The organism is Achromobacter denitrificans NBRC 15125 (genome assembly GCF_001571365.1).
GTDB classification, from domain to species: domain Bacteria; phylum Pseudomonadota; class Gammaproteobacteria; order Burkholderiales; family Burkholderiaceae_B; genus Achromobacter; species Achromobacter denitrificans.
The window spans coordinates 1-21,128 of record NZ_BCTQ01000034.1 but is presented as its reverse complement, the minus strand read 5'-3'; the positions used below and the strand labels follow the sequence as shown (position 1 = coordinate 21,128).

Annotated in this window: 18 protein-coding genes; 8 read left to right on the top strand and 10 right to left on the bottom strand. The window is 68.7% G+C overall.

All coding sequences use genetic code 11. From position 1 onward, the window contains the following. Positions 1–18: 18 nt before the first annotated feature. The 6 genes from ADE01S_RS23680 to ADE01S_RS23655 form a co-directional block, all read right to left on the bottom strand. A complete protein-coding gene (locus ADE01S_RS23680; protein WP_062684191.1) occupies positions 19–732 on the bottom strand; it encodes an ABC transporter ATP-binding protein in 714 nt (237 codons plus the stop codon). Continuing rightward, positions 729–2,546 (bottom strand): ABC transporter permease subunit, encoded by a 1,818-nt coding sequence (locus ADE01S_RS23675; RefSeq protein ID WP_062684190.1) that lies wholly within the window; start codon positions 2,544–2,546, stop codon positions 729–731. The genes ADE01S_RS23680 and ADE01S_RS23675 overlap by 4 nt, the downstream gene beginning before the upstream one ends. Further along, positions 2,539–3,372 carry a branched-chain amino acid ABC transporter permease gene (locus ADE01S_RS23670; RefSeq protein ID WP_062684189.1) on the bottom strand — a complete coding sequence of 278 codons (834 nt, stop codon included), beginning with the start codon at positions 3,370–3,372 and terminating at the stop codon, positions 2,539–2,541. The genes ADE01S_RS23675 and ADE01S_RS23670 overlap by 8 nt, the downstream gene beginning before the upstream one ends. A gap of 43 nt (positions 3,373–3,415) precedes the next feature. Then, positions 3,416–4,585: a substrate-binding protein gene (locus ADE01S_RS23665; RefSeq protein ID WP_062684188.1), complete on the bottom strand. Its 1,170-nt coding sequence runs from the start codon at positions 4,583–4,585 to the stop codon at positions 3,416–3,418. A gap of 35 nt (positions 4,586–4,620) precedes the next feature. After that, positions 4,621–5,505, bottom strand: a complete 885-nt coding sequence (locus tag ADE01S_RS23660) for a nitrilase family protein (protein ID WP_082775882.1) — start codon at positions 5,503–5,505, stop codon at positions 4,621–4,623. A gap of 251 nt (positions 5,506–5,756) precedes the next feature. After that, positions 5,757–6,101: a GFA family protein gene (locus tag ADE01S_RS23655; protein WP_062684187.1), complete on the bottom strand. Its 345-nt coding sequence runs from the start codon at positions 6,099–6,101 to the stop codon at positions 5,757–5,759. 94 nt (positions 6,102–6,195) lie between these two features. Here ADE01S_RS23655 and ADE01S_RS23650 point away from each other — a divergent pair, with 94 nt between their 5' ends. From ADE01S_RS23650 to ADE01S_RS23630, 5 genes are all read left to right on the top strand, one after another. After that, positions 6,196–6,624, top strand: a complete 429-nt coding sequence (locus ADE01S_RS23650; protein WP_062684186.1) for a VOC family protein — start codon at positions 6,196–6,198, stop codon at positions 6,622–6,624. Positions 6,625–6,658: 34 nt separating this feature from the next. Continuing rightward, positions 6,659–8,104, top strand: coding sequence for an MFS transporter (locus ADE01S_RS23645; protein ID WP_062684185.1), 1,446 nt, complete (start codon positions 6,659–6,661; stop codon positions 8,102–8,104). A 169-nt stretch (positions 8,105–8,273) separates the two neighbouring features. Next, complete coding sequence (locus tag ADE01S_RS23640; RefSeq protein ID WP_062684229.1) at positions 8,274–8,786, top strand: sigma-70 family RNA polymerase sigma factor; 513 nt, start codon at positions 8,274–8,276, stop codon at positions 8,784–8,786. Then, entirely contained in the window at positions 8,783–9,766 is a 984-nt protein-coding gene (locus tag ADE01S_RS23635; protein ID WP_062684184.1) for a FecR domain-containing protein, read from the top strand. Before ADE01S_RS23640 ends, ADE01S_RS23635 begins: the two co-directional genes overlap by 4 nt. Positions 9,767–9,924: 158 nt before the next feature. Then, positions 9,925–12,408: a TonB-dependent siderophore receptor gene (locus tag ADE01S_RS23630; protein WP_062684183.1), complete on the top strand. Its 2,484-nt coding sequence runs from the start codon at positions 9,925–9,927 to the stop codon at positions 12,406–12,408. 72 nt (positions 12,409–12,480) lie between these two features. Here ADE01S_RS23630 and ADE01S_RS23625 read toward each other — a convergent pair whose 3' ends face one another. Both ADE01S_RS23625 and ADE01S_RS23620 read right to left on the bottom strand, forming a co-directional pair. After that, a complete protein-coding gene (locus tag ADE01S_RS23625) occupies positions 12,481–13,677 on the bottom strand; it encodes a M20 aminoacylase family protein (RefSeq protein WP_062684182.1) in 1,197 nt (398 codons plus the stop codon). Positions 13,678–13,773: 96 nt separating this feature from the next. Continuing rightward, positions 13,774–14,868, bottom strand: coding sequence for a Bug family tripartite tricarboxylate transporter substrate binding protein (locus tag ADE01S_RS23620; protein ID WP_242663432.1), 1,095 nt, complete (start codon positions 14,866–14,868; stop codon positions 13,774–13,776). Between the two features lie 140 nt (positions 14,869–15,008). On the opposite strand from ADE01S_RS23620, the gene ADE01S_RS23615 reads away from it, so the two are divergent. Next, on the top strand, positions 15,009–15,725 hold the full coding sequence (locus ADE01S_RS23615; RefSeq protein ID WP_062684181.1) for a GntR family transcriptional regulator: 717 nt from the start codon (positions 15,009–15,011) through the stop codon (positions 15,723–15,725). Between the two features lie 13 nt (positions 15,726–15,738). On the opposite strand, the gene ADE01S_RS23610 is transcribed toward ADE01S_RS23615, so the two are convergent. Continuing rightward, a complete protein-coding gene (locus tag ADE01S_RS23610) occupies positions 15,739–16,590 on the bottom strand; it encodes an IclR family transcriptional regulator (RefSeq protein WP_062684180.1) in 852 nt (283 codons plus the stop codon). A gap of 201 nt (positions 16,591–16,791) precedes the next feature. On the opposite strand from ADE01S_RS23610, the gene ADE01S_RS23605 reads away from it, so the two are divergent. Both ADE01S_RS23605 and ADE01S_RS23600 read left to right on the top strand, forming a co-directional pair. Beyond that, on the top strand, positions 16,792–18,429 hold the full coding sequence (locus ADE01S_RS23605; RefSeq protein ID WP_062684179.1) for a GMC family oxidoreductase: 1,638 nt from the start codon (positions 16,792–16,794) through the stop codon (positions 18,427–18,429). A gap of 59 nt (positions 18,430–18,488) precedes the next feature. After that, a complete protein-coding gene (locus tag ADE01S_RS23600; RefSeq protein ID WP_062684178.1) occupies positions 18,489–19,823 on the top strand; it encodes an MFS transporter in 1,335 nt (444 codons plus the stop codon). A 40-nt stretch (positions 19,824–19,863) separates the two neighbouring features. Here the strand turns inward: ADE01S_RS23600 and ADE01S_RS23595 are convergent, their stop codons facing one another. Further along, a complete protein-coding gene (locus ADE01S_RS23595) occupies positions 19,864–20,874 on the bottom strand; it encodes an aldo/keto reductase (RefSeq protein WP_062684177.1) in 1,011 nt (336 codons plus the stop codon). Positions 20,875–21,128: the final 254 nt, after the last annotated feature.

Here is a 21,128-nt window from a genome sequence, read left to right as displayed (position 1 = left end):
GGGTCCTGGAGGGTGCGCTCATACCTTCAAGTGGTCAATGATATGGCCCGCCGCCCCCGGCGCGCCAGCATCTCCTTCATCGACGATGGCGCCCTGCTTGAGCACCAGGTATCTGTCGGCCACCCTCAGGGCGAAGGCCACGTTCTGCTCCACGATGAACATGCTGGTGCCGCGCCGCTCGCGCTCCCAGTTGAGGGCGCCGGCCAGCCGCTCGATCACCGAGGGCTGCAACCCTTCGGTGATCTCGTCGAGCATGAGCAAGGCGGGCCGCTGCATGAGGCCGCGCGCCACCAGCAGCATTTTCTGCTCGCCGCCCGAGAGGGTGCCCGCATGCTGGCGCAGGCGGGACGCGAACACGGGGAACAGTTCGGCGATCTCTTCGAAGCGCTCGTCGAACAGGCTGTCGCGGGCCAGGCCCAGGCGCAGATTGTCGCGGATGCTGAGATCGGGGAACAGCGGCTGTTCCTGGGCCGCGTAGGCCACGCCGCAGCGCGCCACTTCGTGCGGCCGCAGGTGCGTGGCGTCCACCTCGCCCACCCGGACGCGGCCGCGCAGCTTGGGCAGGTAACCCATCACGGTCTTGAGCAACGTGCTCTTGCCCATGCCGTTCTTGCCCAGCAGCGCCGCGCAGGCGCCCCGCGGAAGCGACAGCGACACGTCGTTGAGCACCATGGAGGCCTTGTAGCCGCTGGACACGCCTTCCAGGCGCAAGGCCGGCGCGACGCTTTTCATTGTTCCGCTCCTTGCGCCGACGGCGCGCCGCCCGCGTAGATGGTCCGCACCAGTTCGGATTCCGCCACTTCGCGGAAGCTGCCGTCCATGACGATGCGCCCCTGGTGCAGCACGACGATGCGCGTCGCGACCTCGGCCACGAAATCCAGGTCGTGCTCCACCAGCAGGCAGCACAGGCCGTGGCGGCGGGCGAGCGACGAGAGCACGACGCCGATCTGGGTGCGCTCGGCCTTGCTCAGGCCGGCAGTGGGTTCGTCCAGCAGGATGACGCGCGGCTCCAGCGCCAGCACCATGGCCAGTTCCAGGGCCTGCTGCTGGCCGTGGGACAGGTCGCGGGCGACGCTGTCGAGCCGCTGGTCCAGCCCGGTCATGCGCAATACCTCCAGCGCATAGGACGGCAGCGCCAGGGACGGCGCACGGCGCCGCCACGAGGGCCACTCCCGCAGGGTGGTGGCGATGCGCAGGCTTTCCGCCACCGTCATGGTGTCGAACACGTTGGCGTTCTGGAACTTGCGCCCCAGCCCGTAGCGCACGCAGCGCGCCGGGTCGTCGCGGCGCACGGCGTGGCCGCACAGCTCGACCCGCCCTTCCGAGCGCTCGGCGCCGTCGGCGATGCAGCGCATCAGCGTGGTCTTGCCCGCGCCGTTCGGCCCGATCAGGCCCACCAGTTCGCCGCCGCGGGCCCGCAGGTCTATGCCTTCCAGCACCTTCAGGCTGCCGAAGCGCTTGGCCACGCCTTCCAGCTCCAGCGCCATCTCCCCGGCGTCGGCCGTGCCGGACCGCCCTTCCCTGGCCGTCAGCGCGGGCACGGGCGCCGCGGCCTCGCGCCGCCGCCAGGGCGCCAGCAGCAGGGGCAGCAGGCCGCGCGGCAGCAGCAGGATCACCACGATGAAGGTGATGCCCAGCAGCAGCTGCCACACGAAGGGCATGTTGCCGCTGAGATACGAGCCGGCCACATTGATGAGGATGGCGCCGAGCACCGGACCCCAGATCGTGCCGCGCCCGCCCAGCGCCACCCAGATGATGAGCTCCGTGCCGAACACGAATCCCGTCAGCTCCGGGGCGACGACGCCGCTGAAGGCCCCGTAGCCGAAGCCGGCCAGGCTGGCGACGACTCCGCAGATCGCAAGCAGCAGGATGCGCCAGCGCGCGGTGTTCAGGCCCAGGTAGCTGCAGCGCGCTTCGTTGTCGCGCAGCGCCACCAGGATGCGGCCGCCGTCGCTGCGCGCCGCGACCCATCCCAGCAGCGCCACGACGGACAGCCCGCCCGCCGCGATCACGTACCAGGCTTCCAGCGAGAGGTCGAAGGTCTCGTAGCCCGTGAGCCCCGAGGACGAGCCCGTCCAGGTGCCGCCCGACAGCACGAGCTGGGTGAGCACGATGGGCAGCACCAGCGAAATCACCGTGGCGAAGAACGGCGAAGCGCCGCGATAGAACGACAGCCAGCCGGTGACCAGGGCCAGCGCCGCCGCCACCGCGACCGCCGCCAGCGCGGCCAGCCCCGCCGTGGCCGGCGAGAAGCCGTAGTGCGTGAACGCCAGGCCCGCCGCGTAGGCGCCCACGCCGAAGAACGCCGACTGCCCGAAGGTGAGGTAGCCGGTGTAGCCCCACAATATGTCCACCGTGACGGCGGCCACCGCGAAGAACAGCGCCTTGATCAGCACGTTGAGCAGGTAGGTGTCGAACAGCCAGGGGCCGGCGGCCGTCAGGACCAGGCACAGGCCCGCCAGCCACAGCAGGTCGCGGGAGCGGGAGGCCCGGCGCGCCGCCGCGGCGGCTTGCGGCGCGGGTTGGGTGAGCAAGGTATCAGTCATGGGCGAATCCTTGCGGACGCAGGCGCAGCGTCAGCGCCGCCAGCACGGCGATCGTGACGCCTCCCAGGATGGGGCTGACCAGCACGCTCACCAGCACCTGGCACGCGCCGTAGACCAGGCAGGTCAGCAGCAGCGCGGTGATGGAATGCCCCGACACCATGACGAGCATGAAGGCGCTGATCAGCCAGGTCAGCCCCATGTTCGGATCCACGCTGGACAGCGGCGTGATCAGCGCGCCGGCCAGCGCGCCCAGGCCGGCGCCCAGGCCGAAGGTGGCGAAGCGGATGCGCTCGGCGTTGATGCCCAGGCCGCGCGCGAGGTTCTCGTTCATGATCACCGCCCGCGTCCTGACGCCGAAGCGCGTGCCGTTGAGCAGCAGCAGCGTGGCGCCGTACACCAGCAGCGCCGCGGGGATGAGCAGCAGCCGATAGGCGGAGTAGTCGGTTCCCAGGAACGCCACGGCGCCCTTGACCGGCGCGTCGGCGAACTGCACTTCGCGGCCGAAGGCCATGGTGATCAGTTGCCCGATCACGATGCCCAGGCCCCAGGTGGCCAGGATGGCGTCCAGCGGCCGCTTGTACAGCGGCCGCACGATCAGCCGTTCCACGCCCACGCCCACCGCCGCGCCGACGGCCAGCGCCAGGGGCAGTGCGAGCCACGGGTTCAGGCCCAGTTGCGTCACGACCAGGCTGGCGTAGCTGCCCAGCGTGATGATGGCGCCGTGCGCGAAATTGACGATCTTCATGACGCCGAAGATGATCATCAGCCCGGCCGTCACGATGAACAGCATGGCCGCGGTGCTCAGGATGTCCAGCAGCAATCCCATCGAGGTCTCCTTTGCCGCCCGCTAGGCGGGCGGCGGGCAAGCGCTACTTCAGGTCGGGGCACTGGGCGCCCGGGTCCACCTGGTCGAAGGTCTGCAGGATGCGGATGGACCCGTCCTGCTGCACCTGGCCCAGGCGCATGGTCAGCGCCGCGTGCCGCTGTCGGTCCATCCGGACCGGGCCGCGCGGGCCGTCCACCGACACCTCGCTCAAGGCCTGCACCACCTTCGCGGGGTCGGTTGTTCCGCCGGCCTTCTCGACCGCGGCCTTGTACAGGAAGAACCCTTCGTACTGGGCGGCCGAGAATTCGTTGGCCGTCTTGGCCTGGCCGGCGAACTTCGCCTTCAGGCCGTCCAGGAACTTGCGGTTCTGCGGCGTATGGATGCTGGTCAGGTAGGACGACGACAGGTACATGCCCGCCGCGGTGTCGCCCATGGTCTTGGCCGTGCCTTCGTCGATGGCCAGGTTGCCGTAGGGCATGGTCAGGCCCGCGGCCTGGATCTGCTTGGCCAGGCTGACGTTGGGGCTGCCGCCCGCCGTCGAGCTGATCAGCGCGTCGGGCTGCGCCGAGCGCACCTTGGACACCACGGCGGTCCAGTCCGAGCCGTCGATGGGCAGGTATTCCTCGCCCACCACCTTGCCGCCCTGCTTCTCGATGTATTCCCGCGTGAACTTCAGCATGCCGCGGCCGAAGGCGTAGTCGCTGCCGATCAGGAAGAAGGTCTTGGCCTGGCGGGTTTTCATGAAGTGGTCCACCACCGGCGCGACCTGCTGCTCCGGAACCCAGCCGTTCACGTGCATCCAGCGGTTGCACGAGCGCCCTTCGTAGAAGGAGGTGTAGAGGTACGGCACCTTGCCGCGCGCGATGATGGGCAGCGCCGCGTTGCGCGCGGCGCTGGTCTCCATGGCGATGACGGCATCCACCTTCTTCTGGAACACCAGCGTGTCGTAGGCCTTCTGCGCGCCGACCGCGCCGGAGGCGTCGTCGGCGATCTCCAGCTCGATCCGGCGGCCCAGGATGCCGCCGGCGGCGTTGATCTCGTCGGCGGCCAGCTGCGAGGCCTGGACGACGCCGGGCGCCACCACGCTGTTGGCGCCCGAGAGGCCGACCGGCACGCCGATCCGCAAGGGCTCGGCGGCTTGCGCGCCGGCCGCGCCGGACAGCAGCGCCGCTAAGGACAAACGGGTAAGAAAACTGCGGGAGGGGAATTTCATGGTTTTCTCCTTGGGGGTCGGCTATCCGCCGTTATTCAACGCTGCGCCGGCGCATCCGCCGCGCCCAGCCGCTCGTCGTAGACATCGCAGCGCCGGTCGCGCAGCACGTGATTGAATGCATTCAACTGCCGCCCGCGGCGCGCGGCCTTCAGGTCGACCTCGGCGACCAGGACCTCCTCCCGGTCGGCGCTGGCCGGCCCGGCCGCGGTCCAGCCCTGCGAACCCACGATCAGGCTGCGCCCGACGAAGGGCTGCCCGCGCTCCACGCCGACCCGGTCGGCGCACACCACCGTCAGGCCGTTGCTGTGCGCGCCCGCGATCGTCAGCGCGTGCGCCATGGCGGGGCCGTCGGCCGTCTGGCCCGGCATGGGCACCCAGTTCGTGGGCACCGCGACCAGGTCCGCGCCGCCCAGCGCGAGCAGACGGTAGACCTCGGGAAACCAGCCGTCGTAGCAGATCGCCACGCCCAGCCGGCCCAGCTCGGTATGGAAGACCGGCAGCCCCAGGTCGCCCGCCTCGAAATACAGGTTCTCGTCGCCCCACAGGTGCAGCTTGCGGTAGGTGCCGATATAGCCTTGCGGGCCGGCGATCAGCGCCGAGTTGTAGAGGCGGTCCCCGCAGCGTTCCGCGATGCCCGCCACCAGATAAATGCCCAGGCGCTCGGCCAGCGCGATCCAGGCGCGCGAGGACGGCCCCTCCGGCACGGGCTCGGCCAGCGCGTACGCTTCCTCGCGGCTGGCGAACATGTAGCCGGTGTTGGCCAGCTCGGGCAGCACCACCAGGCGCGCGCCCTGCCCGGCGGCTTCTTCCGCCAGTTCGATGGAACGCGCCACGTTGGCGGCGACTTCGCCTATCGCCGGGGCCATCTGCACGCTGGCCACGCAAGTCGTGGGCACAGGCTGCGGATCCAAGGGTTGCATGCGATCTCCTTTTCGGAAAACAAACGAAAAAGCCCCCGACCACGCAGTGCGTGCAAGTCGGGGGCTGTTATAGCCAGACGGAATGTTCAGGCAGCAATCATTGCTGCGGGGTGCGGCAGGGGCGCGGAACGCGCCGCGCCGGGATCAATGCTGATCGAGCACAAATAATAGGGATGCGACGGCGCCCCGAACAATAAGAGGTTTCCCGGACGGCGCCCGGATGCGAGAATAGCGCTAGGCGCCGACAGGTCCTAGGCGCTGCGCCCGTCGTAGGGAATCCGGGTCAGCGCGTTCAGGTCCACCGTTTCCAGGCAGCGGGCGTTCACCGCCGCCGTCTCTTCGCCCGTGGGGCTGGCGCCGAAGCCGAACGGCGCGCAGCCGCAGTGGGCGCAGAAGTGATGCGCGATCACGTGCTTGTTGAATTTGTAGGTCGACAGGCTGTCCGTGGACGAGGTGATGCGCAGGTTCGCGCGCGGCACGAACCACAGCAGGTAGCCCTTGCGGCTGCAATGCGAGCAATTGCATTCCAGGACCTGGGACACATCGCCGTCGACTTCGAATGCGATTCGTCCGCAGTGGCAACTTCCTTTGTGCATGGCCGGGCTCCTTCGGTATCTTGGGTCGGGCTTCCATCATAGAGCGGCGGCGGCCGTCCTGGCGCCGCTTGCGCCAAACTTTTCCGGAGACATCATGCCCCAACTATCCGCCTATCTCAGCTTTGACGGCAACTGCGCCGAGGCCATGCGCTTCTACGAACGCGTGCTGGGCGGGCGGCTGGAGGCGCTGGTCCGCTATGCGGACGCCCCGCCCGACGCCGCCATGCCCGCCCTGTCCGCCGAGGAGTCCGGGCGCATCATGCACGCGCGCCTGGGGCTGGACGAGCAGATGCTGATGGGCAGCGACGCCACCGCCGGCCATCCCTACCCCGGCAAGCAGGGCGTGGCGCTCTCGCTCGCCTATCCCACCGTGTCGGACGCGCAGCGCGTCTTCGACATGCTGGCCGACGGCGGCAGCATTACCATGCCGCTGCAGAAAACCTTCTGGGCCGAAGCCTATGGCGCGCTGATCGACCGATACGGCACCCGCTGGATGGTCAGCGGCGGACGCCTGTCGCAGTGATCCCGGCCCCTACACTCCAAGGAACCCTTATCCGATGACGCATGGAATCCACGGCAAGCAACGATGGTGGGCGCTGCTGGTGCTCTGCCTGGGCGTGCTGATGATCGTGCTCGACACCACGATCGTGAACGTCGCCCTTCCCTCGATCCGCCAGGATCTGCATTTCACCGAGACCTCGCTGGTGTGGGTCGTCAACGCCTATATGCTGACCTTCGGCGGCTTCCTGCTGCTGGGCGGGCGGCTGGGCGACCTGTTCGGCCATCGCCGCATGTTCCTGGCGGGGCTGACGCTCTTCACGATCGCCTCGCTCGCCTGCGGGCTGGCCCAGAGCCAGGCCCTGCTGATCGGCGCGCGCGCGGCCCAGGGACTGGGCGGCGCGGTGGTGTCGGCGGTGTCGCTGTCGCTCATCATGAATCTCTTCACCGAGACCGGCGAGCGGGCGCGCGCCATGGGCGTGTACGGCTTCGTGTGCGCGGGCGGCGGCAGCATCGGCGTGCTGCTGGGCGGCCTGCTGACCAGCGCGCTGTCGTGGCACTGGATCTTCCTGGTGAACCTGCCCATCGGCCTGCTCGTCTACGCCCTGTGCCTGCGCCTGATCCCGCCCGCCGCGCCCGCCGCCGGCGATACGCCGCTGGACGTGGCCGGCGCCCTCTCGGTCACGGCGTCGCTCATGCTGGCGGTGTATGCCGTGGTCAACGGCAACGAGGCGGGCTGGACTTCCGTTCAATCGCTGGTCCTGCTGGGCACGGCCGCCGCGCTGATGGCGCTGTTCCTGGCCATCGAGGCGCGGGTGGCCGCCCCGCTGATGCCGCTGTCGCTGTTCCGGCTGCGCAACGTGGCCACCGCGAACGTGGTCGGCGTGCTGTGGGCCGCGGCCATGTTCGCGTGGTTCTTCGTGTCGGCGCTGTACATGCAGCTGGTGCTGGGCTACAGCCCCATGGAGGTCGGCCTGGCTTTCCTGCCCGCCAACCTCATCATGGCGGCGTTCTCACTGGGGCTGTCGGCCAAGCTGGTGATGCGCTTCGGCATCCGCGCGCCGCTGGCGGTCGGCCTGGCGATGGCGGCGCTGGGGCTGGCGCTGTTCGCGCGGGCGCCGGTGGACGGCGCCTTCGCCGCGGACGTGCTGCCCGGCATGCTGTTGCTGGGGCTGGGCGCGGGCGTGGCCTTCAACCCCATGCTGCTCGCGGCGATGAGCGACGTGGAGCCCAGCCAGTCGGGCCTGGCCTCGGGCGTGGTGAACACGGCCTTCATGATGGGCGGCTCGCTCGGACTGGCGGTGCTGGCCAGCCTGGCGGCGATGCGCAGCGCGGGGCTGACGGCGGCGGGCGCGAGCCCGGTCCAGGCGCTCAATGGCGGCTATCAAGTGACGTTCCTGGCCGGGGCGGCGATCGCCGCCTTGGCGGCCTTGCTGAGCGCGGTGTTCCTGCGCACCCGGAATCGCGAGGTGCCGGTCGGGCGAGACGCCGCGGGCGAAGCCTGACACCGCGGACTAGGGCCTGTGCGAGGCCCCTTTTAGTGTTAACAGGCCCGAGCCGGGAGCGGGCTTGTCGCCCGCCCCGTTGCGAAAACAACAGTGGGCATGGGCGGTGGGGGCCATGATCATCTACAATTAGAAATCATTCCCATTAGCGTTTGTGCAGAAGACCCCCGTGCCCCCTGTCAACTATGCGTCCTCCGACGAATTTGTCAGCCTGTACCGAGAGCATCACGGCTGGCTCGTGCAGATGTTGCGCCGCCGGCTCAACGGCAACGCCGATAATGCCGCCGATCTGGCGCACGACACCTTCGAGCGCGTCATGCGCAGCGAGTCGCTCGCGGCCTTTGCCGAGCCGCGCGGCTTCCTGACCACGGTCGCCAAGCGCCTGTTGATCGATCAGTCACGCCGCCGGGCCATCGAGCAGGCGTACCTGGAAACGCTGGCCGCGCGCAGCGAGGACGTCGAGCCCGGGCCCGAGACGCATGCGCTGGTGGTGGAGGCGCTGGACGCGATCTGCCGCATGATGGAACAGCTGCCGCCGCGCGTGCGCCGGGTGTTCGTGCTGGCGCAGGTGGAAGGGCTGCCCTACCAGGAGGTGGCGCAGGCGCTGGGCATTTCGGTGCAGGCCGTGCAACGCGACATGGTCAAGGCCTGGCAGCAGTGCTACGCGGTGCTGTACGCATGAGTGCGGCACGCACCGAACGGCTGCATCCCGACATCATCGAGCAGGCGGCGGAGTGGATGATGCGCACCGGGGATGCGCCCGACGCGGCCACCGAGGCCGCCTGTACCCGCTGGCGCCTGGCCGACGCGCGCCACGAACTCGCCTGGCAACGCCTGCAGGGCATCAGCCGGGATCTGCATTGCGCCGCGGGCGGGCCGGTGTCCGGCGCGACGGCGGGCCAGACCATCCTGCGGTATTGCGAGCAGCGCTCGCGCCGCAGCGCGCTCAAATGGGCGGCGGGCGGCATCGGCCTGGGCACGCTGGGCTGGCTGGGCGCTCACCAGGGATTGTTCGACGGGGCCGCCACTTACCGCACGGCAACCGGCGAGCAGCAGACCGTGACGCTACCCGACGGCACCGTGCTGACGATGAATACCGATACGGTGGTGGCGCTGCGCTACGACGCCGGGCAGCGCCGCATCGACCTGCGCAACGGGGAGATCCTGATCGCCACGGCGGCCGATGCGGCCGGACGCCCGTTCAGCGTAAAGACGCCAAACGGCCTCTTGACGCCGCTGGGCACCCGCTTCGTGGTGCGACGGCTGGAGGACGGCAACGGCGCCACGCGCCTCACCGTGTTCGAAGGCGCCGTGCGCGCCGAGCCCGCCGCCCGCGCGCAGGCGGCGCGGGTGGTGCATGCCGGCGAGCAGGCCGAATTCGACGACCGCTCGCTCTCGCCCGCAACCCTCGTGGACGGCAAGGGTCCCGCCTGGACGGAGGGCATGCTGGTGGCCAACCGCATGCGGCTGGATCGCTTCCTCGCCGAGCTGGGCCGGTACCGCGCCGGCATCCTGCGCTGCGATCCGGCGGTGGCCGCTCGCGAGGTGACCGGCGCCTTCCGCATCGACGACACCGACAAAACGCTGGACGTGCTTGCCAACGTCCTGCACCTGACGCTGCGGTATCGCACGCGCTACTGGGTCAGCGTCGGCGCGGCCTGAGGGCGCCGCGGCGCCTATGCGGACCGCGCCGCCCCGGCGGCTCGCGGCCCAATTTGTAACGGCCGCGAAGATTATCGATTCTGGTTCGTTAGACATAGAGACAGACCCCGAGGCGCCCGAGGCCTGCTCATCCAATCGACGAACCAGGAAACCCAGTCATGGCACCACGCCAGTCCTTCCCTACTCTTGCCGCATTCCCGACGCGACGGGCGCGGCCGACGCGCCTGCGCCTCGCCGTTCACCTCGCCCTGGCCGCCTTGCCGGCGCTGGCCGCGCCCGCGGCGTCATGGGCCCAGCCCGCCGCCGCGGGCGGCATCGCGTTCGCCATCGCGCCCACCACGCTCGACGAGGCGCTCGGCCAGTTCGGCGTCTCGGCCAGGGTGACGGTGGCGGCGTCGCCGGCCTTGACGCGCGGCGTGATGACGCAGGGGCTGTCGGGCCGCTATACGGCCGAGCAAGGGCTGGCCTTGCTGCTGGCGGGCACGGGCCTGCAGGCGGTGGCCAACGCCAATGGCGAGGGCTACCACCTGCGCCGCGCCCCGCAGGAAGCGCCGGGCGTGTCGACGCTGGCGCCGGTGACGGTCACGGGCGCGCCCGAAAGCGCCGTCACCGAAGGCAGCGGCAGCTATACCAGCGGGTTCGTGACCATCGGCAAGGGCCAGCAGAGCCTGAAGGAAATCCCGCAGTCGGTCACGGTGGTGACGCGCCAGCGCATGGACGACCAGAATGCCAACACGCTGGACGACGTGCTGGCCAACAGCACCGGCATGACGCTCTACAAGAGCCCCATGGGCGGCAACTACGTGTTCTCGCGGGGCTTCCGGGTCGACAGCTATCAGTTCGACGGCGTCAACCGCGCGTTCTACTATCCGCAGGCCAACAGCTTCACCAGCAGCACCGTGATCCTGGACCGCGTGGAGATCATCCGCGGCGCGACCGGGCTGCTGCAAGGCGCAGGCTCGCCCAGCGCGGCGGTCAACCTGGTGCGCAAGCGCCCGCTCGCCGAAAACCAGGTGCAGCTGATGGCCAGCGGCGGCTCGTGGAACAACTATCGGGCCGACATCGACGCCAGCGGGCTGTTGAACGAATCCGGATCCTTGCGGGGCCGCGCCGTGGCCAGCTACAACGACCGCGACTATTTCTACGACGTCGCCAAGAGCCGCAACGGCGTGCTGTACGGCGTGCTCAGCTACGATTTCAGCCCCGCCACCACCCTGACCGGCGGCGTGAGCTACGAGGAATTGCGCTCGACGCCGTTCTTCCACGGCCTGCCCCACTACGTCAACGGCGACGACATCGGGCTGAAGCGCTCGACCTCGCTGGCGCAGGACTGGAACCGGTGGAACGGCAAGCAGACGACGGTGTTCGCCGAACTGGCGCATCGCTTCAACCAGGATTGGTCGACGAAGCTCACCGCCACCTCGACGCAGGAGTCCAACGATTCGAAGTACGCCTTCACCGAAGGCGCGGTCAATCCGGCCACGGGGCTCGGGCCGACGATGTATGCCGGCATCTTCGATTTCTCGACGCACAACAAGGCGCTCAACCTGGACGTGGATGGCGCCTTCGAGGCGCTGGGCCGCAAGCACTCGGTGAGCGTCGGCGCCAGCTTCAATGAGCTGACCAGCAAGAACGATTTCGCGACGGCGCGCCTGAACCGCGCCATGAACGTCTGGAACCCTGATCACCATGTGCCCGAACCTACGGACCAATGGCTGCGCGAGAATGCCTACCGAGGCGATGCGACCATCATCAAGATGAAGCAGACCGGCGTCTATGGCGTCGGCCGCTTCCGATTGGCCGACCCGCTGACCCTCGTCGCAGGCGCCCGCGTCAGCTGGTATGAGAGCACCGGCAATTACCGGGACGGCGGCGACCAGTACACCGATCCCTACAAGGAAAACGGCGTCGTCACGCCTTACGGCGGCCTGATCTACGCGTTCAACCCCCAATGGTCCGCCTACGTCAGCTTCGCGGAAATCTTCGACCCGCAGAACGCCCTGGACGCGTCGGGCAAGCTGCTGGACCCCATATTGGGCAAGAATTACGAAGCGGGCATCAAGGGCGAACTGCTCGACGGCCGGGTCAATGCCTCCCTGGCCCTGTTCCGCGTCGACCAGAAGAACTGGGCGCAGCAGGACCTGGTCGGCGCGTGCACCGTGGGCGACATCTGCTATGTGTCCAGCGGCAAGGTCCGCAGCCAGGGCGTGGATGCCGAGATCAGCGGCGAGGTGGCTCCAGGCTGGCAACTGTTTGCCGGCTATACGTTCAACACCTTGAAGTTCCTGGACGATACCAACGTATTGAGCACCAACTTCGGCCGCACCGTCACGCCCAAGCACATTCTGCGCTTGTGGTCGGATTACCGGCTGCCGGGAGAGTGGTCCGCGTGGACGCTGGGCGGCGGGGTGAACTACCAGACCGGCAGCTATACGGAAACGCGGTCGGTGCGGGTGTCGCAAGCGCCGTATGCCGTCTGGAATGCGCGCATCGGCTACGACATCAACAAGCACTGGTCGGCGGCGTTGAACGTGAACAACGTGTTCGACAAGACCTATTACCAGACCATCGGCGCGCCGGGATGGGGCAGCTTCTACGGCGATCCCCGCAACGCGACGCTGACCCTGCGCGGCAGGTTCTGAGGCCGGAACGAAGCGGGATCGCGGCGGCGCGCGGCATGGCGCCGCCGCGATCCCCGCCGCGCCCGGCCCCGCTCAGGCGACGGGCCGCCGCAGCCAGTCTTCGGCCAGCCTCACGAACGCGCTGGACCCGATGGGCAGCAGTTCGTCGTTGAAGTCGTAGCTGGTGTTGTGGACCAGGCAAGGGCCCGCGCCGTGGCCCGATTCGCGGTGGTCGCCGTCGCCGTTGCCGATGAAGCAGTAGCTGCCCGGCACCGCTTCCAGCATGAAGGAGAAATCCTCGGCCGCCATGATGGGCGTCTGCGCCAGCACCTGCTCCCGGCCCGCGACCTCGGCCAGCACGTCGCGCATGAACGCCGTCTCGGCCTCGTGGTTGATCGTCGACGGATAGTGCCGCGTGAAGACGAAATCGCATTGCGCGCCGAACATGCCGGCCACATGCTGCGCGACCTCTCCCATGCGGCGCTCGATCAGGTCCAGGGTTTCGCGGGTGTAGGCGCGCACCGTGCCGCGCAGTTCGCAGGTGTCGGGAATGACGTTGACGACCCCGCCCGCCTGCACCGTAGTCACCGAGATCACCGCCGTCTCCAGCGGCTTCTTGTTGCGGCTGATGATGGTCTGGAAGGCCTCGATCATCTGGGCTGCCGCGGGAATGGGATCGATGGCCAGGTGCGGCATGGCCGCGTGGCCGCCCTTGCCGCGGATGGTGACGTGGAATTCGCTGTTGGACGCCAGCACCGGCCCCGGCGACGAGGCGAAGCAGCCGACCGGGATGCCCGGCATGTTGTGCATGCCGAACACCGCCTCCATCGGGAATTTCTCGAACAGGCCGTCGCGCATCATTTCGCGCGCGCCGCCGCCGCGCTCTTCGGCGGGCTGGAAGATCAGGTACACGGTGCCGTCGAAATTCCGATGGCGGGCCAGGTGCTGCGCCGCGCCCAGCAGCATGGCGGTATGGCCATCGTGGCCGCAGGCGTGCATCACGCCGGGATGCCTGCTGGCGTGGTTGAACTGGTTGACCTCCTGCATGGGCAGCGCGTCCATGTCGGCGCGCAGCCCCACCGTGCGCGGCGAATCGCCGTTCTTGATCACGCCCACCAGGCCGGTCTTGCCGAATCCGCGATGCACTGGAATGCCCCAGCTTTCCAGCAGCTTGGCCACCAGGTCGGAGGTGCGGTTCTCTTCGAACGCCAGCTCCGGATGCGCATGGATGTCCCTGCGGATTTCGCGGATGGACGGGGAGTTTTCAACAATCTCTTCGATCAGGTTCATGAGCGGCTGCGGGCCCCGCAAGCGGAGCCCGGAATAGTGGGGCCTGTCCACGCCGAAACGAGGTGTGGACAGGCGCCCGGGTTGGTAAGAGGGAATTCAATCGGGCTTGATGCCCAGCTTGCGCAACACGGGGCCGGACGCATCCCGCTCCGCCGCGACGCGCTGGGCGAAGGCCTGCGCCGCCAGATGGTACGGCAAGGAGCCGTGGCTGGCGTACATCTGCTTGAGCGCGCCGTCCTGTTGCGCGCGGCCTATCTCTTCATTGAGCCGTTGCACGATGGCCTCCGGCGTGCCGGCGCGCGCCGCCACCCCCAGCCACACCGCGCCTTCAAAACCGCGGAAATGGCTGGCCGCCAGCGTGGGCGCATTGCCGAAGGCCGCGTCGGGCACGGTTTCGCTCATGGCCAGCACGCGCAGGCGTCCTTCCTTGACCATGGGCTCCACCAGCGCAGTGCCCGCAAAGTAGATTTCCGTATCGCCCGCAAGCACGGAATTCAGCGCGCCGGTGCCGGTCTTGAACGGCACGTGCATGATGTCGACCCCGGCCTGCTCGCGCAGCATTTCGAACAGCACGTGGGGCGGACTGCCGTTGCCCGAGGACGCATAGTTCAACCGGCCGGGCTTCTGGCGCGCCAGCGCCAGCAACTGGTCCAGCGACTGCGCGGGCAGCTTGTCGTTGACCGTCAGCGCCATGGGAATGACCGCCAGCGGGCTGACGGGCTGCAGGTCGCGCGCCGGATCGTAGGTCAGCGCCGGAAAAATATAGGGGTTCCACACCAGATGCGCATTCGTGACCAGCGCCAGGGTATGACCGTCGGCCGGCGCGGACTTGAGCTGCTGCATTGCCAGCATGCCGCCGGCGCCAGGCTTGTTCTCGACCACCACCGGCTGGCCCAAGGCGTGATGCAGGCGTTCGGCCAGCGGCCGGGCGAAGAGGTCCGGCAGGCTGCCGGGCCCGCCATTGACCAGGATGGTCACGGGCCGCGCGGGCCAGTCCTGGGCGCTGGCCGACGGGCTGGCGGCCAGCGCCGTGAACGCGGCCACGCAGGCCGCCATATGACGCAACAGCGAGCGCGCCGCCGGACGCAACATCGACCACGACATCGACCGCGGCACGATGCGGCGGACGGGCGTTTCGGACGGATTGCGGGTGCGCAGCCGGGCCAGCCGGACATCGTGTAGCCGTATCACTGCTTGTCTCCTGGTTGCGCCTGCCGCCGGCTGCATGCCGGTCGTCATCTCGACGCCTTTTTTTCTACGATAAGCAGCATAAATCTCGGCGTCAATAATTTTTATCGAGATTTTTCAAGCGCAGTGATAAAGTACTCCCTATGTCAGACGGCGCCACCCTCCCCCCGCTCGCCCATTCCGCCTCCGCCAACACCCTGGTGGGCGCGGCCTACGTCAGCCTGCGCCGCGACATCATCCAGGGCAGGCTTCCGCCCGGCTCGCGCCTGCGGGTCGAACACCTGAAGGACGACTACGGCGTGGGCGCCGGCACGCTGCGCGAAGCCCTCGCCCTGCTCGTGTCCGATGCGCTCGTCGTCGCCCACGGCCAGCGCGGCTTCCACGTCACGCCCATCTCGCTGGAAGATTTCCGCGACATCACCGAAAACCGCGTGCTGCTCGAAACCGAGGCCTTGCGCCAGTCCATCGCCGTCGGCGACGACGACTGGGAAAGCGCCGTGCTCGCCGCCTTCCATCGCCTCGGCAAGGCCGAGCAGCGCCTGGCCGCCGACCCCGACGCCCGCTTCGAAGAATGGGAGCAGCGCAACCGCGAGTTCCACCGCGAACTGATCCGCGCCTGTCCGTCGCGGTGGATGCACCATTTCCTGGGCATCCTGTACCAGCAGGCCGAGCGCTACCGCCGCCTGACCGTCACCCGCCGGCCCATCGCCCGCGACCTGCACGACGAGCACCAGGGCATTCTCGACGCCACGCTCGCCCGCGACGCCGACCGCGCCTGCGCGCTGCTCGCCAGCCACATCCGCCTCACCTACGACGCCGTCGCCAAGTTGCCCGCGGAACTCTTCACCCCATCGGCCTGAGGGCTCCCCGGGATCAGCCCGCGCCGGCCCGGTGCTGCGCCAGCACCTCGCGCATGGATTGCGCGGCGCGTTCCAGGATGGGCACGGCGCGCAGCAGATCATCCAGCATCACCCGCGCCGTGGGCGCATGGCAGGCCACCGCCGCCACGACGCGATCGTCCGCGTCGCGCACCGGCACCGCCACCGCGCTCATGCCGCGCACGAACTCTTCGTTGTCGATGCCGATGCCGCGCGCGGCCAGGCGCTCCAGCTCTTCTTCCAGGCGGACAGGATCGGTCAGCGTGCGCGGCGTGTTGCGCGTCAGCGGCAGGCGCGCCAGCACCCGCCCGCGTTCCAGGCGGTTCATGGAAGCCAGAAACAGCTTGCCGCTGGCGGTGCAGTGCATGGGCACGTGGCTGCCCACCGCGAAGAACAGCCGCAGCGGTTCCTCGGTTTCGACGCGTTCCATGTAGACCACGCGGTCGCCGTCGGGCGCGGTGAGATTGCAGGTTTCGCCTAGCGTGCCGACCAGCTGCGCGAGCACGGCGCGGCAGGCTCGCGTGAAGGCGGACGCTCGCAAGGTGGAAAGCGCCAGCATGGACGCCTGGGGCCCCGGCACGTAGCCGTTTTCGGTGGGCGTGGCGGCCACGAAGCCGGCGCGCTGCATGGCGGCCAGCAGGCGCATCAGGGTCGTCTTGGGCATATCGAGCCGTTGCGCGAGCTGCGCCAGGGTGGGCGGATGCTGGGCCCGCGCCAGGTGCTCCAGCACCAGCAGCGCGCGCAGCGAACGCGAGGCCTCGCGCGTGCCTCCCGCGGCGGCGCTTTCCGTCGCCGGCGCCGATGCTGCACTGCGATTTTGAAACCGAATCTGCATATTCTGTTCCACTTTTCCGCCCCCGCGCGCGTTGTGCTTTGTTCCTCGCGCCCGCTTCCTAGAATCGCCACAAATGCACGAAGGTCCGCGCTGCGTCGGACCCGAGTCATCGATCCAGTATATAAGTGCGCCCCACAACGACAAGCAGGGTAAACGCGCCGTCCGGCTCCGGCCTGGGCGCGCCGCGCCCCGCTTCAGGGAGAGCTTGCGGACATGTCCGATACCGTGGATTACATCGTGGTGGGCGCCGGCTCGGCCGGTTGCGTGATGGCCAACCGGCTGAGCGCCAGCGGCGCGCATTCCGTCTGTCTGCTGGAAGCCGGCCCCCGGGACAGCTACCCGTGGATACACATCCCCATCGGCTACGGCAAGACCATGTTCCACAAGGTCGTGAACTGGGGCTACTACACCGACCCCGATCCCAATATGCTGGACCGGCGCATCTACTGGCCGCGCGGCCGCACGCTGGGCGGATCCAGCTCGGTCAACGGCCTGATCTACATCCGCGGCCAGCGGCGCGACTACGACGCCTGGGCCGCCGCCGGCAACCCGGGCTGGAGCTGGGACGATTGCCTGCCCTACTTCCGCAAGCTGGAAAACAATGACCTGGGCCCGGGCCCGACCCGCGGCACCGAGGGCCCGCTCAACGCCACCTCGATCAAGACGCCGCATCCGCTGGTGGAGGGGCTGATCGCGGCCGCGCAAAGCCTGGGGATCCCCCGCGTGGACGACTTCAACACCGGCGACCAGGAAGGCGTGGGCTACTACCAGCTCACCACGCGCAACGGCCGCCGCTGCTCCACCGCCGTCGCCTATCTTCGACCCGCCCAGGGGCGCGCCAACCTGCGGGTGGAAACCGGCGCGCACGCCATGGGCATCCTGTTCGAAGGCACCCGCGCCTGCGGCGTGCGCTACCGGCAGCACGGTCAGGTGCGAACCGTGCGCGCCCGCCGCGAGGTCATCCTGTGCGCCGGCGCGCTGCAATCGCCCCAGCTGCTGCAGCTCTCGGGCGTGGGGCCCGCCGGGCTGCTGCGCCAGTTCGGCATCGGAATCGTGCGCGACCTGCCGGGCGTGGGCGAGAACCTGCAGGATCACCTGCAGATCCGCCTGATCTACGAAACGGCCCGCCCCATCACCACCAACGACCAGCTGCGCACGCTGCGCGGCCGCGCCCGCATGGGCCTGGAGTGGCTGCTGTTCCGCAGCGGCCCGCTGGCCGTGGGCATCAACCAGGGCGGGCTGTTCTGCCGCGTCGATCCCGCCAGCCGCACGCCCGACACCCAATTCCATTTCGCCACGCTGTCCGCCGACATGGCCGGCGGCAAGGTGCATCCCTTTTCGGGCTGCACCTATTCCGTGTGCCAGCTGCGGCCTTCGTCGCGCGGGCGCGTGCGGCTGCGCAGCGCGGACCCGTTCGAGGCGCCCTCCATGCAGCCCAACTATCTCTCAACCGAACTGGACCGCCGCATGGCGGTGGCCGCCGTCAAGTATGCGCGCCGGATCGCCGCGACCCCGCCGCTGGACGCGATGATGAAGCGCGAGTTCCGGCCCGGGCCCGACGTGCGCGCGGACGACGAGATCCTGCACTTCTGCCGCGAGTACGGCGCCACCATCTTCCACCCGTCCGGCACCGCCAGGATGGGCCCGCGCAGCGATCCCATGGCGGTCGTGGACGAGCGCCTTCGCGTGCACGGCGTGGCCGGGCTGCGCGTGGTCGATTGCTCGATCATGCCCACGCTGGTTTCCGGGAACACCAACGTGCCCGTGGTGATGCTGGCCGAGCGCGCGGCCGATTTCATATTGCAGGACCTCAGGCAGGCGCATCCGCAGACGCTGCAGGTCGCCGCCTGAACCCCCAACGGCCAGGACAGCGCAGAGTGTCCGGCCGCCACCCCCAAAGGAGACTAGACATGGCCAAGCAGAACGAAGCCGCGGTGCGCAGAGTCGTCGCCGCGTCGCTGATCGGCGCCACCATCGAGTGGTACGACTTTTTCTTGTATGGCGTGGTCGCAGGCATCGTATTCAACAAACTCTACTTCCCCGCCGGCGACCCCGTGGTCTCCACCATGCTGGCCTACACCACCTTCGCCGTGGGCTTCGTCACGCGGCCGCTGGGCGGCTTGATCTTCGGCCACTTCGGCGACCGCATCGGCCGAAAGAGCATGCTGGTGATGACGCTGATGATCATGGGCGTGGCCACCTTCCTGATCGGCCTGGTGCCCACCTACGAGAGCATCGGCATCTGGGCGCCCATCCTCCTGCTGCTGTTGCGCGTGTTCCAGGGCATCGGGCTGGGCGGCGAATGGGGCGGCGCGGTGCTGATGGCCTACGAGTACGCCCCGCCCGGCAAGAAGGGCTTCTACGCCTCGCTGCCGCAGATCGGGCTGGCGATCGGGTTGTGCCTGGCCTCGGGCACGGTGGCGCTGCTGTCCACCCTGCTGACCGACGCGCAGTTCATGGCCTGGGGCTGGCGCATCGCCTTCCTGGCGTCCGCCGCGATGGTGCTGGTGGGCATGTACATCCGGCTGAACATCAAGGAAACGCCGGAGTTCGCCGCGGTGAAGCAGAACAACGCCGAAAGCCGCATCCCCTTCGCCGACATGTTCAAGCGCTACCCGGGCAACGTCTTCAAGGGCATGGGCGCGCGCTACATCGACGGGGTGTTCTTCAACGTGTTCGGCGTGTTCTCGATCTCGTACCTCACGCAGACCGTGCAGATCACGCGTACCGAGGCGCTCATGGGCGTGATGGCCGCGGCCCTGGTGATGTGCTTCTTCATCCCCTTCTTCGGGCGATTGTCGGATCGCATCGGCCGCACGCGGGTGTATTTCTGGGGCTCGCTCATCACCGCCGCGGCATCGTTCCCCGGCTTCTGGCTGATGCTCAACAGCCAGGGCAGCGTGATGCTGATCTGGCTGGCCATCATCGTGCCCTTCGGCATTCTCTACGCCGCCGTCTACGGGCCGGAGGCGGCCCTGTTCTGCGAGCTGTTCGACGCCAAGGTGCGCTACACCGGCATCTCGTTCGTATATCAGTTCTCGGGGATCTTCGCCTCGGGCATCACGCCCATCATCGCGACCGCGCTGCTCAAGACCGGCGGAGGCCAGCCGTGGCTGATCTGCCTGTACGTGCTGTTCGCGGGCGTGGTGTCGGCGATCTGCGCGTGGCTGATCGGACGCGGCAGGCAGCCCGTGGAGGACAACGCTTCCGCGCCCCTGCCCCCCGCGAGCCTGCGCAAGGCCTGACGCCGGGTCCGCGCCGCCGGGAAAGGCGGCGCGGCGCCCCTCAGGCCGCCGCTACCGGGCGGCCGTAGAAGGGATAGTTGGGGTCGTTGTAGCCGTGCGAGGAGGCATGGCCGGGCGTGACCCAGCCGTTCACCAGGGCTTCGTCCTCGGCCGTGATGGAAACGTCGAGCGCGCCGTAGTAGTCGTCCATCTGCGCCAGCGTGCGCGGGCCGGCGATGACGGCCGTGACGACCGGGTTGGCCAGCACCCAGGCGGTGGCGAAATGCCCCGGCTTCACGCCGCGCGCGGCGCTGTGCTCCACCAGCCGCTGCGCGATCTGCAGCGACTCTTCGCGGAATTCGGTGGCGAGGATGCGGGTATCGCCGCGCCCCGCGCGGGTGTCGGCCGCCGGCGCCTGGCCCGGCTGGTACTTGCCGGTCAGCACGCCCCGCGCGATCGGGCTGTAGGGCACCACGCCCAGGCCGTAGTGACGGCAGGCCGGCAGGATTTCCACCTCGGGGCCGCGGTTGAGCATGTTGTAGTAAGGCTGGCACACCACCGGCTGCGGCACGCCCATTTTTTCGCACAAGCGCATCACTTCGGCGATGCGCCAGCCGCGAAAGTTCGACAGGCCGAAGCTGCGCAGCTTGCCGGCGCGGATCAGGTCGCCCAGCGCCCACAGCGCCTCTTCCAGGTTCTCTTCGTGGTAGTCGCGGTGCAGGTAGAGGATGTCCATGAAGTCGGTGTCCAGCCGGGCGAGGCTGGACTCGACGCCGCGGATCAGCCATTGGCGCGAGTAGTGCGACTGGTTCGGGCCCTTGCCGACCGCGTTGCCGATCTTGCTGGCCAGCACCCAGTCGTGGCGCTGCCCTTTCAGAAGCCGGCCCACCACTTCTTCCGAACGGCCGCCGTTGTAGACGTCGGCGGTGTCGATGAAATTCAGGCCATGGTCGCGCGCCGACGCGACGATGCGGGCGGCCTCTTCGTCGGGCGTCTGCTCCCCGAACATCATGGTGCCCAGGCAGAGCGGGGAGACACGGAGATTGCTGCGGCCGAGGCGGCGGTAGTTCATGGGTGGTCCTTTATGGCGGGTTGCTTTAGGGGTGCGATGGGCGGCGCGCCTTCAGCGGCGGGCCTTCGCATGATCTTAGCGCGCTCCACCGACGCCGGGCCGGCCGTAGGATGGGTGAAGCGCGAGAGTTCTTAAGGAAGAACCCAAGTATCCAGCGCGCGAAACCCATGCGGCCGTGTGCAGACAGTGCCCCTGTGTCGGCCGGAAAACAGTCTGCACACGGCCGCATGGGTTTCGCGCGTTGAGCACCTGGG

Bases quoted from the DNA above. Each gene is read 5' to 3' on its own strand.
- ADE01S_RS23670 (WP_062684189.1), bottom strand. From the start codon at position 3,372: ATGGGATTGCTGCTGGACATCCTGAGCACCGCGGCCATGCTGTTCATC.
- ADE01S_RS23665 (WP_062684188.1), bottom strand. From the start codon at position 4,585: ATGAAATTCCCCTCCCGCAGTTTTCTTACCCGTTTGTCCTTAGCGGCG.
- ADE01S_RS23595 (WP_062684177.1), bottom strand. From the start codon at position 20,874: ATGAACTACCGCCGCCTCGGCCGCAGCAATCTCCGTGTCTCCCCGCTC.
- ADE01S_RS23660 (WP_082775882.1), bottom strand. From the start codon at position 5,505: ATGCAACCCTTGGATCCGCAGCCTGTGCCCACGACTTGCGTGGCCAGC.
- ADE01S_RS23675 (WP_062684190.1), bottom strand. From the start codon at position 2,546: ATGACTGATACCTTGCTCACCCAACCCGCGCCGCAAGCCGCCGCGGCG.
- ADE01S_RS23645 (WP_062684185.1), top strand. From the start codon at position 6,659: ATGACGCATGGAATCCACGGCAAGCAACGATGGTGGGCGCTGCTGGTG.
- ADE01S_RS23615 (WP_062684181.1), top strand. From the start codon at position 15,009: ATGTCAGACGGCGCCACCCTCCCCCCGCTCGCCCATTCCGCCTCCGCC.
- ADE01S_RS23625 (WP_062684182.1), bottom strand. From the start codon at position 13,677: ATGAACCTGATCGAAGAGATTGTTGAAAACTCCCCGTCCATCCGCGAA.
- ADE01S_RS23600 (WP_062684178.1), top strand. From the start codon at position 18,489: ATGGCCAAGCAGAACGAAGCCGCGGTGCGCAGAGTCGTCGCCGCGTCG.
- ADE01S_RS23605 (WP_062684179.1), top strand. From the start codon at position 16,792: ATGTCCGATACCGTGGATTACATCGTGGTGGGCGCCGGCTCGGCCGGT.
- ADE01S_RS23635 (WP_062684184.1), top strand. From the start codon at position 8,783: ATGAGTGCGGCACGCACCGAACGGCTGCATCCCGACATCATCGAGCAG.
- ADE01S_RS23630 (WP_062684183.1), top strand. From the start codon at position 9,925: ATGGCACCACGCCAGTCCTTCCCTACTCTTGCCGCATTCCCGACGCGA.
- ADE01S_RS23650 (WP_062684186.1), top strand. From the start codon at position 6,196: ATGCCCCAACTATCCGCCTATCTCAGCTTTGACGGCAACTGCGCCGAG.
- ADE01S_RS23680 (WP_062684191.1), bottom strand. From the start codon at position 732: ATGAAAAGCGTCGCGCCGGCCTTGCGCCTGGAAGGCGTGTCCAGCGGC.
- ADE01S_RS23655 (WP_062684187.1), bottom strand. From the start codon at position 6,101: ATGCACAAAGGAAGTTGCCACTGCGGACGAATCGCATTCGAAGTCGAC.